This window comes from Priestia sp. D51, assembly GCF_053345675.1.
The window spans coordinates 504,112-518,604 of sequence record NZ_JBLTIR010000004.1; the positions used below are offsets into that span (position 1 = coordinate 504,112).

Below are 14,493 nucleotides of genomic sequence, written 5' to 3' on the forward strand. Positions count from 1 at the left end.
TCCTTTCTCTTTACTTACACGCTTAGAAGCGATTTATCTCCTAGCAACTCCGATACAACTTCAATTACTTTTTGCGGTGTTGGCAGATAAATATCTTCTAATGGAGGTGAAAATGGTACAGGTGTATGTGGTGCTGTAATTCGTTTAATAGGTGCATCAAGCATATCAAATCCTTTATCAGCAACTAGCGCAGCAATATCTGTTGCGATGCTGCATCTTGGGTTAGCTTCGTCAATAACAATTAATCGATTCGTTTTTTCTACAGAAGAAAGAATCGTCTCTTCGTCAAAAGGTGATAGACTTCGCGGATCGACTACTTCTACGTCAATTCCTTTGTGAGATAATTGATCTGCGGCTGTAAGTGCAGTATTTACTTGTTTGCCAATCGCTACAATAGTTAAATCTGTTCCTTCGCGTTTCACGTCTGCTTTTCCTAATGGAATCGTATAATAGCCTTCAGGAACCTCACCTTTCATGTTGTACAATGTTTTGTCTTCAAAAAAGATAACCGGATCATTGTCTTCAATTGCTGCTAATAATAAACCTTTTGCATCGTAAGGGGTAGAAGGCACCACTACTTTAATGCCAGGAATGCTAGTGAACAAAGCATACAAGCTCTGAGAATGCTGAGCCGCAGCTCTGAATCCAGCTCCATGAGTCGTTCGAATTGTAACGGGCACTTCTGCTTTTCCTCCGAACATGTATCTAAATTTTGCGCCTTGATTCAGCACTTGATCTAAGCAGCAGCCAATAAAGTCATTAAACATTAATTCTGCAACCGGTCTTAACCCCGTAGCTGCCGCTCCCATTGCAGCTCCTATATAAGCTGCTTCTGAAATAGGCGTATCAAGAATTCGTTCACGTCCAAATTCTTGTACAAGTCCCTTTGTCACTCCAAGGACACCGCCCCAAGCCTCATCATCTTGCAGGTGGTCAATTTCCGCTCCGCCAGCTACATCTTCTCCCAGCAGAATCACATTCTCATCTTTTCGCATCGCTAGTTTCATTGCTTCATTGATAGCTTCAGACATACTTAATTTTCTAGTCATTTTCTTTTCCCCCTTTAATTAGTAAGATACATAAACATCTGTTAATAGTTCGGAAGCATCAGGATAATCGCTTGTTTCTGCTAGCTCAACTGCGCGTTTTACTGCTTTTTCTACGTCACTTTCAATATCTCTAAGCTCTTTTTCTGTTACTACTTGTTCTGAAAGCAAATAGTTTTCAAAAAGAGCAATCGCATCTTTTTCCTGAAGATGTTCTTTCTTTTCACTGCCTGATTTATAGGTTTGTGCGTCGCCTTCGAAATGCCCGTAATTTCGATACGTTACACATTCAATTAACGTGGGGCCTTCCCCTCTGCGAGCTCGTTGAATCGCTTCAGCAGCTGCTTCATAAACAGCCATCACGTCTTTTCCATCCACTCGCACGCCTGGAATATTGTAAGATGCGGCACGGTCTGCAATCGTGCTGCAGCTTGAAGCATAAGAAAAGGGAGTTGCCTCTCCGTAGCCATTATTCTCAGCAACAAAAACAACAGGCAGTTTCCAAATGGCTGCTAAGTTAATTCCTTCATGAAACGTTCCTTCATTGCCCGCTCCGTCTCCAAAAAAGCAAACGCTTACATCTTTTGTCTTTTTATATTTAGCAGTTAAAGCAGAACCACATGCAAGCGGAAATCCTCCTCCTACAATTCCATTTGCTCCTAAAATTCCTTTATCTAAATCCGCGATATGCATAGATCCGCCTTTTCCTTTGCCTAACCCGGTTACCTTCCCAAATAGTTCAGCCATCATTCCATCTAAATCGCCGCCTTTAGCAATACAATGACCGTGTCCACGATGAGTGCTCGTAATACTGTCACTGTCATTAAGGTGAGCGCACATTCCAACCGCTATCGCTTCTTCACCTGCATACAGATGAACAAAACCAGGCAGTACACCTTTTGCAAAAATTTGATGTACTTCATCTTCAAACTTTCGAATTTCTACCATTTTCTGATACATCCAGCTGGCTTTTTCTTTCGTAAGCTTTTCTGTTTTATTTTGAGCAGTTTTCATTATGGTAAGCCTCCTCATTTGATTATCAAACTTCACTTAATTACTCTTGCAAGTACCGTGCCAACATGAAAACCGCTTTATCTTAGCAATCCATTGTTTTATTTGTTCTCACAAAGTTAGACAAAATTGGACACTGTTCCAACTTTGTCTAACTTTGTCCGATATTAGAGGAATCAATTATGTAAACTGAATTTAAGGTGCATAATAAGCGTGTGGGTTGAAAATCACATGAATAATTAGCAAGAAAGCTTTTATGTAAATATGATATAATGCTGAAGGAATCGTCTGCATTTTGAAGAACACCAAAGCTTTTAAAGGAGGTTGGTTAAAGGAAAGCGGATTTTATAGAAGTTTCACCGTAAAGTTGGATGTAAATTAAACGATGAAAGATGAGGTGAAAACCTGGACAACATCCAAAGTTCTCGTCACTAGATGACATATCGCCAGGTTACTGTTATGCACAATGCAATTCAACACATTACAAGTTTTCATGTATACGCAGCCATTATTATATTTATCATTACATATTTTTTGATTATGACCGAGAAGATCAATCGCGCTTCAGCAGCTCTTTTAGGTGCTATATTGATGATTTTGTTAGGTATTGTTGACTTTAATAAGGCCATTATGGAGCATATTCAATGGGAAACGATTGTCCTGCTTATGGGTATGATGATTTTAGTCGGCATCACAAACAAAACAGGCGTGTTTCAATACGCAGCCATCAAGTCTGCTAAAATTGCTAAAGGTGATCCGGTTCGAATTCTAGTTATTTTATCGATTTTAACAGGCGTCGGATCAGCTTTTTTAGACAATGTGACAACCGTGTTATTAATTGTTCCGGTTACATTTTCGATTACTACTATTTTAAACATTAATCCTTTTCCGTTTCTTATATCAGAAGTGCTGTTTTCAAATATTGGAGGAACGGCAACTTTAATAGGCGACCCCCCTAATATCATGATTGGGGCAGCGAATCCTCACCTTGATTTTAATGCTTTTTTATTAAATTTAACTCCTGCAGTGCTGATTATCGGTGTTGTTACGCTGGGGATTCTTGTTCTTATCTATCGTAAAAAGTTAAAAGTAGAAGATAGTAAAAAGCAAGAGTTAATGAGTTTAAATGAAAAAGATTATATTCAAGATTCTGTTTTAATGAAAAAATCGTTAACTGTATTAGTATTAACGATTCTAGGTTTTACCCTGCATTCTGTTTTGCACATTGATGCGGCTATGGTAGCCATTACAGGTGCTGCTGTACTACTGGTAATTGGATTAAGAACTCATGATGAAGTAGAAAGCGCATTTGATTCTGTTGAATGGACAACCATTATTTTCTTTGCAGGTTTGTTTGTTCTTGTCGGAGGCTTAATCGATGTAGGCATTATTAAAAAGCTGGCTGCTGGCGCGTTAAACGTTACAGACGGCAATATCGCACTCTCAGCTTATCTCATTTTGTGGATTAGTGGCATTGCCTCAGCTGTTATTGATAACATTCCTTTTGTTGCTACAATGATTCCACTTATTCAAGATATGGCTCATGGAATGGGAATGAGCCCTGATTCTGCTCAAATCAATGTACTATGGTGGTCGCTGGCTCTAGGAGCATGTTTGGGAGGAAACGGTACGTTAATTGGAGCATCTGCCAACGTCATTGTAGCTGGCATGGCTGTAAAAAAAGGACATAAATTTTCGTTTATGGACTTTTTGAAAATTGGAGCTCCAATTATGCTTGTATCTCTTTTAATTTCAACGTTATATATCTTCCTTCGCTATCTTTTATTTCTGTAAGGGAGAGAGATTAAAATCTACACGATCAGTAAAAAAGACTTCTCAGCTGAGAAGTCTTTTTTGCTCTAGATATATGCGTTCAAGCAGCCCAGATGAAGTTGATAATAAAAGCGGCGCTAATGATGTACATAATCCAGTGGATTTCTTTCGCCTTGCCGGCTAACAATTTAACGAACGTATAAGATAAAAACCCTAGCGCTAAGCCTTCGCCGATACTAAATGTTAACGGCATCAAAATAATGGTGCAAAAAGCAGGTACAGCATCTGTTATTTCGTCGAGAGGAATGTTTTTAATTTCTGTTAACATGAGAGCTCCAACCATAATTAAAATAGGCGCTGTAGCAAAAGCAGGAATAATGCTGATCAATGGAGTGAACAAAATACTGACTAAAAACAGCATGGCAACAACCAGTGCTTTAAGACCCGTTTTGCCTCCTTCTGCAATTCCCGCCGCGTTTTCTACATACGCGTTCATTGCGGTAGATCCCATAGCAGCACTGGCTACAGTCGCAAAAGAATCTGCCATAAGCGCTTTATCTAACCCTTTAATTTCTCCTTTTTCATCCATTAGTCCAGCTTTTTTAGATAATCCAATCATCGATCCTAAATTATCAAATAGCTCCACAAGCGTAAATGAAAAAATAATAGAGAAAAGACCGTAGTGGAGAGCAGATTTAATATCCATTTGTAAAAAAGTTTCTGACATGCTTGGCATTGAAAACGACACAACGCTGCTGATGCTTTTAGGGGCTTCTACTATGCCCAGCACCATCCCTGCAATTGATACTAGTAAAATACTAATCAAAGCTGCTCCTTTAATTTTTCGAGCAGTTAATACAGTTACCGCGATAAAACCTAATAAAGCAAGTAATGGGCCCGGTTTTGTCAGTTGTCCAAGCGCTACTAAATTTTCTTTGTTGCTTACAATAATTCCAGCTTGCTTAAAACCGATAAAAGCAATAAATAGACCGATTCCAACGGAAATAGCACTTTTTAAAATAGCGGGTATCCCTTCAATAATCTTCTTGCGTAAGCCTGTTATGGTTAAAATAAAAAATACAACCCCTGAAATAAATACGGCTCCTAAACCTGTTTGCCACGTTAACCCTTCACCCAATACCACTGTATACGTAAAAAAAGCGTTTAGCCCCATTCCTGGTGCAACTGCAATAGGCATGTTCGCCCACAGTGCAAACAAAAGAGTTGCAAAAACAGTGGCAAAAATTGTTGCCGCAATTGCCGCTTCTTTTGGAATGCCTGCATCTGCTAAAATCGTCGGATTAACAAAGATAATATAGCTCATCGTCACAAAAGTCGTAATTCCCGCAAGAATTTCTGTTTTTACATCTGTTTTACGTTCTGTTAAATGAAACAGCTTATCTACCCATGAAGGGTTAGGTGCTGATTTTTTTATTAGTTCCATATGCTGAGTTTCAACTTTTTCATTTATCGCCACTTGCTTTTCACTCCTTTAATGATCGATTGGATTTTTTTAACTAGTTTTTACAGCCGCTTTATCAACAAGTGTATATTCAGTCATTTCCCCACTCCTTTTTTATGAAAATATGTATAAAAAGAGCCGTGAAAACAGAAGGAAACCCTTCTATCTTCACGGCTCTTTGCTTCTGTAAACAGAAGATAAGCATCCGTCTTTTACGTTTTTTGCAAAACCAACGATTTCATCGAACGTTTTGCCATTTATATAGAGAAGTTATTTAAAGCAAATAACCGTACAAGAATTCTCAGTAGCAGGATCATAATCTCTAAATAAAGAAGTGACCTGGATATCGAATAATAGCTCCACTTTTTGCTTTAGCATTTTTTTATATTTAGTCGACAAAGCCGCATCAAGAGACATCACTAATTCTTTATATTCTTCACTGAGGGCGTCTAGCGCTGGCATTCTTTTTGATTGAGCTAGTATAAGAATTTTATTATCAATAATATCTATTTTTTGAGTATTCACGCCTACATTAAAAATTTCTTGGCTAATTTGAGTATACAAAGTAGCTATCTTCTTTTTAGAGATCGGCTCCATATGCTTCACCTTTTTCATTGTTAAAAATGTAGTTTTATTATGTTGTTTTCACTTGATTAGCGTCTTTTGACCAGCTGCCGATAAATTCAGGCTCATTATAGTCAAAGAAATTGGTTAAATTCTCATGGCGGTTATCAATAAAAAGCTGATTGGCGACTTCTGATACGAGCTTCGGTATCGCATATTTCAGCCCTGAAAGAGCGGAAGCAGAAATTCCACAGCTAATTAAAGCGGAATAATTAAAAGCAAAAAGGCCATATACCATTTTTTGACCTTCCCCATTGCGATTTGAAAAAGCAAAGCCATTACTAAGGTAAGGGTGGGCATCCAATACTGGATTGGCAATTTCATGCGGTGCTTTGTAATAATCGCTCCAGCGGGCGATGTGTTTTTCAACAAGACGTAATTCTGGACGAAGAGCCGGATCTGTTAGCAGGCCTGTGCTAATAATTAAATAGTCAAATGTAAAGACTCCCTGAGGAGTTGTTACAACTGCTTTGTCCTGTTTTCCCTCGACATCGAGCCACGGTGCATGTACGTGCAAATGAAAACCTGGCCATGAGGAAGCGCGTCCAAATGTATCATTCGTAGGCGGCTGATTGTATTCGAAAAAATGAGCCATTACTTCATATTTTTCAGCATCTGACAGAGCATGAAAACGCTCAATCATTCCTGAATCTTCCATTTGTCTGATTGGATTAATACGCGGAAGTTCTTTTCGTCGAACAAATACATGAGCTTCAGCAACTCCTTCGGAAAGCGCATAGTTGGCGTTATCAAACGCCGAAGCTCCTCCTCCTAAAACAGCTACTTTTTTGTTCTTTAACGTAGTAAAATCAATCGTTTGGGAAGTATGAGAATAAAGATGAGGCGGCAATTTTTCAGAAATCATAGGCGGGACATGCCACTCTCCTCCTCCTTGAATTCCTGTAGCTAGTATAACTTTACGTGCCATCAGTGTAGGACACGAAGCTCCATTCCCTTCAATATGCAAGCGATGAATACCTGTTTCCGTCGGCTCAATTAACGTTAATTTTATTTCATTTGCCACAGGAAGGTTAAGAATACTCCGGTACCAGCGTAAATAATTCATCCAGTCTCCTCTTGGAATTTTGTCAAGAGCTTCCCAGCCCTCTGAGCCAAATTGTGCTTCCCACCACGCTTGAAACGTAAGCGAAGGCATACCTAAATCGATAGATGTTAAGTTTTTGGGCGTTCTCAGCGTAATCATTCGTGCATACGTTTCCCACGGACCTTCTAAACCCGAACGGTTTTCATCAATAACAAGAATATTTGACACGCGTTCTCGCAGCAAGCCAAAAGCCGTTCCTAAACCGCTTTGACCTCCTCCAATAATGATTACATCGTATACGTGTCCACTTTTAGGGATAATTGGCTGTGCTTCTGTTGGTTTCCTGAAAGAAAGGTAAGAAAGATCGGTTTCTACTCTTTTATTTAAAGCTTCTAAGCTCATCGTTATCTCTCCTTTCAATAAAGTTTCTCCGTGATAAAAAAGTTTATTTTATATCTAACATAAAATGATAGGTTTTATAACATCATTTGATTTATATTTATATTATCACTTTTGGAATATGATTGTATCTCCATTCTCTCTAAAGTTTTTTTTGCAAATTGTATAAAATCACTAATATAATTTTTTATACCTTATGTATGAAAGCATATTTACATTGTTTAAAAGAAAAAAACCATTACAAAGCTTAGTGAAGAAAGCTTTTCTGACATCAAATTTAAGGAAAACATGTGCGAGTTTGTGACAGTTATTTGTTAATTACGCTCTACTACTTGACTATCGTATTCATCAAATCTATAGTCATAATTAGTAACTCAACAAAGGGAGTCAACGTATGAGAAATTTATTTAAAATAACAGCTATATTTACAACGATTGTTATGTTTATTTTAATGATTGCCGGCAGTCTGGTCACAACCACAGGGTCTGGATTAGGGTGCGGAAACGAGTGGCCACTATGTAACGGGCAGTTAATACCCGAATACGCAGTAGCAACAATGATTGAATATACGCATCGTTTGATTACCGCATTTGCAGGTCTTCTTGTTTTAGCATTTTCTATTTGGGCTTGGATTCGTTATCGCAGAAACCGTGAAGTGAAAATTTTAGCGATCATGAGTATTGCATTTATCGTTATCGAGTCGTTGCTCGGGGCTTCTGCCGTTATCTGGCCTCAATCAGCTGAGGCGCTAGCCCTGCATTTCGGTCTTTCGCTTATTGCGTTTACCGGTGTATTTTTACTTTCAATATTTGTTATTCAAAAGGACCGTTCGGATCATTTTATTAAAGGAGCCGTTACAGGCAAATTTAGATGGCTCGCATGGTTTACGCTTATATTTACCTACTGCGATATTTATTTAGGTGCATATGTGCGTCACAAAGGTGCAAGCTTAGCGTGTACAAGCTTTCCGGCTTGTTATGGCAACACTCTTATTCCAAAGCTATCAGGAACAACAGGCATTCACTTTGCTCACCGATTTGCTGCTCTTGTGCTGTTTGTTCTTATCATTTGGATTATGGTATCTGCTATCAAACAGTATAAAGAAACTCGCCGTGATATTTACTACGCGTCCATCATTGCAGTTGCTTTAACCTTTGCTCAAATATTTAGCGGTATCTTTGTTGTCATGTCTCGTTTAAATGTCTTTGCTACACTGTCTCACTCGGCATTTATTACAGCGTTATTCGCTACGCTTAGCTACATTTGTGTACAAACTTTAAAAGGTAAAAGACGATAAAACCAAAAAACACGTGCAGTTATGAACTGCACGTGTTTTTTGGTTTAAGCTAGTTCTATTCCGCCTGTAATTCCGTAAACTTGAGCTGTTACGTAGCTTGCATCCGTTGAAGCTAAAAATACGTATACATTTGCTAACTCTACCGGCTGACCAGCACGCTGCAAAGGTGTATCTTGTCCAAAGCCTGGAATAGCGTCGCTTGGCTGCCCTCCAGAAATTTGAAGCGGCGTCCAGATAGGTCCTGGAGCAACGGAGTTAACGCGAATACCTTTTGGAGCTAATTGCTTGGCTAGTCCGCGAGTGAATCCGTTAATGGCAAACTTTGTAGCTGCATAATCTAATAAATTAGGACTTGGGCTATAGCCTTGTACAGAACTTGTGGTAATAATAGAAGCACCTGCCGGTAAATAAGGCAGCGCTGCTTTTACGGTCCAATATAAAGAGAATACATTTACTTCAAAGGTTTTGCGCAGCTGATCCGTTTCTAAATCAGCAAGATCTTCTACTGCCTGCTGTTTACCTGCTACGAGCGCTAAAACGTCTAATCCATCTAATTCTTTATAAGCTTTTTCTACTAGCTCCTTGCAAAAAGATTCTTCGCCTACATCACCAGGTATAAGTACTGCTTTTCTGCCTTCTGCCTCAATAAGCTTTTTTACTTCTTCTGCATCAGTTTGCTCTTGTGGCAAGTAATTAAGCGCAACGTCCGCTCCTTCTCTTGCGTAAGCGATAGCTGCTGCTCGGCCAATACCTGAATCTCCACCTGTCACAAGAGCTTTTCTGCCTTTTAATTTACCTGCACCTATGTAACTGTTCTCCCCGCAGTCTGGGATGACGTTCATTTCTTTTTGTACACCAGGCGGTTCTTGATACTGCTTTGGATAGTCTTCATGGAAATATTGAGTTAATGGATTATTTAACTTTGACATATTCGTCACTCCTTTATAAATCAACCTTAACCAACTAAGGAAAAGTTTTCTATATACTTGTTCTTCCCCTCTTCTTCTTTCATAAACATGTTTGATGTGCTCTACTATCCTCACCTTTCTTTCTGCCATTCCCCTTCAATCAACAGCTGGATACACGAAAAATACATTCACCATCACAATAAAAAAATCCGAACGAGTCACGTTCTCTCTTGAGAACCTTGACTCCTTGTTCGGATCTTCTTTTAACTAAAATACGTTCCCCCCCTCTTTAAATAAATGAAATAGTGAGAGCTTTTTATTTTGCTGTGCACAACAAGTTTTATTTCTCGTCTGTGCCTGCTACTCTGTTAGTTCTACTTGTAAAGGCTTTGATTCCTCTTCAGCTTCTTTAGGGGTGCGAACGATTAACACATCACATTTGGCATAGCGCAAAATATGCTGAGATACACTTCCAATTAAGATACGCTCTACCGCGTTTAACCCGGTTGCACCGCATACAATTAAATCAACGTGCTTATCGGGAGCAATTTTTTTAGATATTTTTGTTTTAGGAGAACCGTGTTCAATTAAGGTTTCGACTTTCGTTACTCCAGCCTTAATGGCTAGGTTACTATAGTTGGTTAAAAGTTCTTCAGCAAATTTCTCTGCATCTTGAAAGCGTGTATCCGTATAAAATGCATAAGGTGATGGACTTAACGCCTGTATATCGATAACGTGACAAATTATCAAATGAGCGTTATTTTTTTTCGCACTGTTAACTGCTTTTTTGAATGCCCACTCCGCTTCTACAGAACCGTCTACTGCTACGAGGATGTTACGATAAGCCATATTCATCATAATCTCTCCTTTAACATTCGTTTATAAAGAACTTTCTTTGCTACACTTTTATTGTACTTCTTGCGCAAGCGAAAGTATGTGATTTTTATCACAAGTTATAGAAATTAATAAAAAATAGAGCCGTGTGGGGGCACGGCTCCATTTTTATTGAACTTGAGAGTTAAAAGTCATTATCCAAATAGATCCTGCTACAATCGTAATAACAAAAACGATTCCAAGTATTAAAGCCATCACATTATAACGAGGCTTTTCTCCGTCTTTAATATGCATAAAGAAAAACAATTGAACAAAAAATTGAAGCACGGCCATTCCTAGAATGCTAGCTAGTAATATATTTTTAGCAAGTACGTGGTTTAATACCAGTAGCAGAGGAATAATGGTTAAAATAATCGAGAAAACAAATCCGGTTGTATAAGCTTTTAACGACCCTTGGTTCTCCATCTACATCACCCCCATTAAATACACAACCGTATAAAGGAAGATCCAGACAGCATCAAGAAAATGCCAGTATAAGCTGATAATCGTCACTTTTCGTTTTGTTATAGAGGTAATTCCGTATCGTTTTAACTGGATTGTAATTGAAATCATCCAAATGATTCCGACCGAAACGTGCAGCCCGTGTGTACTAACCAGCGTGTAGAAAGCCGTAAAAAATGCGCTCGTAGAAATGGTTGCTCCTTCGTGAACCATTGTTTGAAATTCATGAATTTCAAGTCCAACAAAGCATACACCTAAAAGCAGAGTTACAATTAGCCAGCCAATTAAAGGCTTTATTTTTCCTTTGTGCATGCTTAACACGGCCAATCCGCTTGTAAAGCTGCTCGTTAATAAGATAAACGTTTCAGAAACAAATCCTGGGACTTCAAAAAATTCCTTTCCTGTAAGGCCTCCCGCAGTATGATTAACAAGAACGGCATATGTAGCAAATAATGCTCCAAATAAGATGCAGTCCGTTACGAGGAAAAGCCAAAAACCCATAACTTTGATTTCATCATCATGTTCATGGTGATGTTCTTCGTGATGCGCTGTCGCATATGCCATGTTACCCGACCCTCCCTACTGAATCTTCTGTATGTCGAATTTCATCCACGGGAATATAATAGTCCGAGTTGTATTGAAAAGAACGGGCTAGTAAACAAGCTCCTACTCCTGTCAAACCGAATATCGCTACCCATACCCAGTGGAACGTTAAGCCAAAACCAGCAATGAACCAGAAAACCGACATGATAAATGGAATACCTGAATTCTTAGGCATATGAATTGGAGAAAAAGCCGCTGTTTCCTTCGCTTTTTTCTTTTTTCTTTCTTCTTTTATCGTCCACCACGCATCTTGCCCGGTTACTGTTGGAATCACTGCAAAATTGTAGTGCGGCGGCGGTGAAGGAATGGACCATTCTAATGTACGGCCATTCCAAGGATCTCCTGTTACATCTCGTTCTCCGTACTTAATGCCATGAATAATCTGCCATGCTTGAAAGATAAACCCTATGCCCATAAAGAAGGCTCCCACTGTAGAGATAACGTTCAGCGGTCCCCATCCCATGTCAAAATCGTACGTATAAATACGGCGTGTCATTCCCATAAATCCTAATGCATATTGAGGCATGAAGCATACGTAAAAACCAATATTCCACGTCCAAAACGCCCATTTACCAAGACGGTCATTTAACTTAAAGCCAAACATTTTTGGCCACCAATAGTACAAACCTGCAAAAAAGCCGAATACAACGCCTCCGATTAATACTTGGTGAAAGTGTGCAACTAAAAAATAGCTATTATGATACTGATAGTCTGCGGGAGCTGCTGAAAGCATAACACCGGTTGCTCCTCCTACAACAAAGCATGGGATAAAAGCAATTGTCCATAGCATTGGCTGAGTCATTTGAATACGGCCGCGGAACATCGTAAATAACCAGTTGAACACTTTAACACCCGTTGGAATTCCGATAGCCATCGTCGTAATAGCAAAAAACACATTTACATTAGCACCTGCACCCATCGTAAAGAAATGATGCACCCATGTGAAATACGATAGAACGCTAATAATCATCATTGAAAAAACCATAGATTTATAGCCAAATATCTTCTTTTGAGAAAACGTTGCAACAATTTCAGAAAAAATGCCGAATGCCGGAAGCACAACAATATACACTTCAGGATGTCCCCACATCCAAATTAAGTTAATGTACATCATCGGATTTCCACCGCCGGTCATGGTAAACAAGTGTCCGTCAAAGAAGCGGTCGACAAACAATAAAGCAAGCGTTACGGTTAATACAGGAAACGCGAAAATGATAATAATACAGCTTGCTAGAACAGACCACGTGAATAGCGGCATATGCATAAGTTTCATGCCAGGCGCACGCATTTTTAAAATGGTCATAATAAAATTAATTCCAGAAGCCAAGCTGCCAATACCTGATATTTGAATGCCCCAAATATAAAAATCTTGACCTGGTCCAGGACTGAACTGCATGCCAGAAAGCGGCGGATAACTCAACCACCCTGCATCTGGCGATCCTCCGATTACAAACGACAAATTGAAAAGCATGGCGCCAAAGAAAAATAGCCAAAAGCTTACCGCGTTTAAAAAAGGATAGGCGACATCTCTTGCTCCAATTTGAAGAGGTACAACAATATTAAAGAAAGCAAACATAAGCGGCATTGCCATAAATAGAATCATAATGGTTCCGTGCGTAGTAAAAATTTCGTTGTAATGATTAGAATCTAGAAAATGCCACTGAGGGAATGCTAGTTGCATACGCATCAATAATGCATCTACTCCGCCTCGAAACAGCATTAACAATGAAGAAAGCATATACATGATTCCAATTTTTTTATGATCCACCGTTGTGAGCCACTCACGCCATAGCCACTTCCACTTTTTAAGATACGTAAGAACAAAAATAATACCGGCTAGTGTTAACAATACGGCGACATCGGCTCCGTAAATCATTGGCTCCCCTGTCACAAAAAAATGAGATGAAAAATCTTTTAATTTGTCTAACAACTTAGTTTCCTCCTTCCTGGTGCTCGTGCTGTGTATGTGCTTGTTCATCAGAAGCCACATTCATTGTCTTCATGTCTTCATTTTTCATATGGTGATGCTGACTATAATATTGACCACCGTTTTTAATGACAGTTTCTTGGAACAAACCTTTAGGAATGGTAGAATACGATTTCTCTAAAGAAAGACCTTGTTTTGCAAGACTGTTATAATCAGCTTTTGTTAAAGCTGGTGATGTTTCTTTCACTTGCTTTACCCACTGATTAAATTCTTTTGTCGATGTAGATTTAACTTTAAAGTTCATATGGGCGAACCCTTCACCCGTAAAATTAGCACCCGAACCAAAATATTCTCCCTTGTGATTAGCTTGCAGCCAAAGCCCCATGGCCATTCCCGGCATTGTATATAATTGTCCTCCCAGCTGGGGTACCCAAAAGGAATTCATAGGTGCATCTGACGTTAGCACGAATTGAACGGGCACATTATTTGGAATTTCGACATAATTGACTGTCGCAATATCTTGATCCGGATATTGAAATAACCATTTCCAATCAAGAGACGTTACTTCAATCGTTAGCGGCTTTACATCTTTTTTCGGCGGATCTACTAATTCATAAGTCGTCTTGGCCGTAGCGAAACCTAAAATGCCAATAATAATAATAGGGATGCCCCACCAAATAAATTCAAGACGCTTGCTATCGTCCCAATCTGGTCGATACGGAGCCTTGTTTCCAGGCTTATCACGGTAGCGTAAAACGATATACACAAGCAGACCTAAAACAGGAATAACGACAATTGCGCATAAAATTATGGAAAAAATAATTAACTGGTATTCTTTTTGAGCTACCGCCCCCTGTGGATTTAAAATCAAATAACGACTATCACAGCCTGCTAAAAAAATTGTGATGAATACGGAGAGAATGATTAACTTGCTAATATGCATTGATTTTTGCTTTCTCACCTAAGTTCAGGCTCCCTTCCTCTAAATCCTCTGTACATAATAATGGTATATAAACGTTCATATTAGAGATGCATCTCAACAGATCAAAAGGTTAAAAACCTC

General features: G+C 39.0%; 13 protein-coding genes. 2 read left to right on the forward strand and 11 right to left on the reverse strand.

All coding sequences use genetic code 11. From position 1 onward, the window contains the following. Positions 1-14: 14 nt before the first annotated feature. Both ACNHOZ_RS19290 and ACNHOZ_RS19295 read right to left on the reverse strand, forming a co-directional pair. Positions 15-1,049 carry an alpha-ketoacid dehydrogenase subunit beta gene (locus ACNHOZ_RS19290; protein WP_028413711.1) on the reverse strand — a complete coding sequence of 345 codons (1,035 nt, stop codon included), beginning with the start codon at positions 1,047-1,049 and terminating at the stop codon, positions 15-17. Positions 1,050-1,067: 18 nt separating this feature from the next. After that, on the reverse strand, positions 1,068-2,060 hold the full coding sequence (locus tag ACNHOZ_RS19295; protein WP_033578716.1) for a thiamine pyrophosphate-dependent dehydrogenase E1 component subunit alpha: 993 nt from the start codon (positions 2,058-2,060) through the stop codon (positions 1,068-1,070). A gap of 456 nt (positions 2,061-2,516) precedes the next feature. On the opposite strand from ACNHOZ_RS19295, the gene ACNHOZ_RS19300 reads away from it, so the two are divergent. Continuing rightward, a complete protein-coding gene (locus ACNHOZ_RS19300; RefSeq protein WP_033579516.1) occupies positions 2,517-3,851 on the forward strand; it encodes an ArsB/NhaD family transporter in 1,335 nt (444 codons plus the stop codon). A 79-nt stretch (positions 3,852-3,930) separates the two neighbouring features. Here the strand turns inward: ACNHOZ_RS19300 and ACNHOZ_RS19305 are convergent, their stop codons facing one another. The 3 genes from ACNHOZ_RS19305 to ACNHOZ_RS19315 all read right to left on the reverse strand — a co-directional run bounded on the left by ACNHOZ_RS19305 (position 3,931) and on the right by ACNHOZ_RS19315 (position 7,363). Further along, positions 3,931-5,307, reverse strand: coding sequence for an NCS2 family permease (locus tag ACNHOZ_RS19305; protein WP_048021374.1), 1,377 nt, complete (start codon positions 5,305-5,307; stop codon positions 3,931-3,933). 255 nt (positions 5,308-5,562) lie between these two features. Continuing rightward, complete coding sequence (locus ACNHOZ_RS19310; RefSeq protein ID WP_014460548.1) at positions 5,563-5,889, reverse strand: Na-translocating system protein MpsC family protein; 327 nt, start codon at positions 5,887-5,889, stop codon at positions 5,563-5,565. Positions 5,890-5,926: 37 nt separating this feature from the next. Beyond that, positions 5,927-7,363 carry an NAD(P)-binding domain-containing protein gene (locus tag ACNHOZ_RS19315; protein ID WP_048021375.1) on the reverse strand — a complete coding sequence of 479 codons (1,437 nt, stop codon included), beginning with the start codon at positions 7,361-7,363 and terminating at the stop codon, positions 5,927-5,929. A 391-nt stretch (positions 7,364-7,754) separates the two neighbouring features. Here ACNHOZ_RS19315 and ACNHOZ_RS19320 point away from each other — a divergent pair, with 391 nt between their 5' ends. After that, positions 7,755-8,657, forward strand: a complete 903-nt coding sequence (locus ACNHOZ_RS19320; RefSeq protein WP_014460550.1) for a COX15/CtaA family protein — start codon at positions 7,755-7,757, stop codon at positions 8,655-8,657. 44 nt (positions 8,658-8,701) lie between these two features. On the opposite strand, the gene ACNHOZ_RS19325 is transcribed toward ACNHOZ_RS19320, so the two are convergent. The 6 genes from ACNHOZ_RS19325 to ACNHOZ_RS19350 form a co-directional block, all read right to left on the reverse strand. Beyond that, positions 8,702-9,586, reverse strand: coding sequence for an SDR family oxidoreductase (locus ACNHOZ_RS19325; RefSeq protein ID WP_048021377.1), 885 nt, complete (start codon positions 9,584-9,586; stop codon positions 8,702-8,704). A 339-nt stretch (positions 9,587-9,925) separates the two neighbouring features. Then, positions 9,926-10,420 (reverse strand): universal stress protein, encoded by a 495-nt coding sequence (locus tag ACNHOZ_RS19330; protein ID WP_026106550.1) that lies wholly within the window; start codon positions 10,418-10,420, stop codon positions 9,926-9,928. 147 nt (positions 10,421-10,567) lie between these two features. Next, positions 10,568-10,864 (reverse strand): cytochrome o ubiquinol oxidase subunit IV, encoded by a 297-nt coding sequence (cyoD, locus tag ACNHOZ_RS19335; protein WP_048021379.1) that lies wholly within the window; start codon positions 10,862-10,864, stop codon positions 10,568-10,570. Continuing rightward, positions 10,865-11,464: a cytochrome o ubiquinol oxidase subunit III gene (gene cyoC / locus ACNHOZ_RS19340; RefSeq protein WP_048021381.1), complete on the reverse strand. Its 600-nt coding sequence runs from the start codon at positions 11,462-11,464 to the stop codon at positions 10,865-10,867. A 1-nt stretch (position 11,465) separates the two neighbouring features. Then, complete coding sequence (gene qoxB / locus ACNHOZ_RS19345) at positions 11,466-13,433, reverse strand: cytochrome aa3 quinol oxidase subunit I (protein WP_048021383.1); 1,968 nt, start codon at positions 13,431-13,433, stop codon at positions 11,466-11,468. Position 13,434: 1 nt separating this feature from the next. Next, on the reverse strand, positions 13,435-14,373 hold the full coding sequence (locus ACNHOZ_RS19350; RefSeq protein ID WP_048021513.1) for a cytochrome c oxidase subunit II: 939 nt from the start codon (positions 14,371-14,373) through the stop codon (positions 13,435-13,437). Positions 14,374-14,493: the final 120 nt, after the last annotated feature.

What these genes read in the sequence shown, in the direction of transcription:
- ACNHOZ_RS19315 (WP_048021375.1), bottom strand. Translation starts at nt 7,363, where the DNA reads ATGAGCTTAGAAGCTTTAAATAAAAGAGTAGAAACCGATCTTTCTTAC.
- cyoC (WP_048021381.1), bottom strand. Translation starts at nt 11,464, where the DNA reads ATGGCATATGCGACAGCGCATCACGAAGAACATCACCATGAACATGAT.
- ACNHOZ_RS19320 (WP_014460550.1), top strand. Translation starts at nt 7,755, where the DNA reads ATGAGAAATTTATTTAAAATAACAGCTATATTTACAACGATTGTTATG.
- ACNHOZ_RS19350 (WP_048021513.1), bottom strand. Translation starts at nt 14,373, where the DNA reads ATGCATATTAGCAAGTTAATCATTCTCTCCGTATTCATCACAATTTTT.
- ACNHOZ_RS19290 (WP_028413711.1), bottom strand. Translation starts at nt 1,049, where the DNA reads ATGACTAGAAAATTAAGTATGTCTGAAGCTATCAATGAAGCAATGAAA.
- cyoD (WP_048021379.1), bottom strand. Translation starts at nt 10,864, where the DNA reads ATGGAGAACCAAGGGTCGTTAAAAGCTTATACAACCGGATTTGTTTTC.
- ACNHOZ_RS19310 (WP_014460548.1), bottom strand. Translation starts at nt 5,889, where the DNA reads ATGGAGCCGATCTCTAAAAAGAAGATAGCTACTTTGTATACTCAAATT.
- ACNHOZ_RS19295 (WP_033578716.1), bottom strand. Translation starts at nt 2,060, where the DNA reads ATGAAAACTGCTCAAAATAAAACAGAAAAGCTTACGAAAGAAAAAGCC.
- ACNHOZ_RS19300 (WP_033579516.1), top strand. Translation starts at nt 2,517, where the DNA reads ATGCACAATGCAATTCAACACATTACAAGTTTTCATGTATACGCAGCC.
- ACNHOZ_RS19330 (WP_026106550.1), bottom strand. Translation starts at nt 10,420, where the DNA reads ATGAATATGGCTTATCGTAACATCCTCGTAGCAGTAGACGGTTCTGTA.
- ACNHOZ_RS19325 (WP_048021377.1), bottom strand. Translation starts at nt 9,586, where the DNA reads ATGTCAAAGTTAAATAATCCATTAACTCAATATTTCCATGAAGACTAT.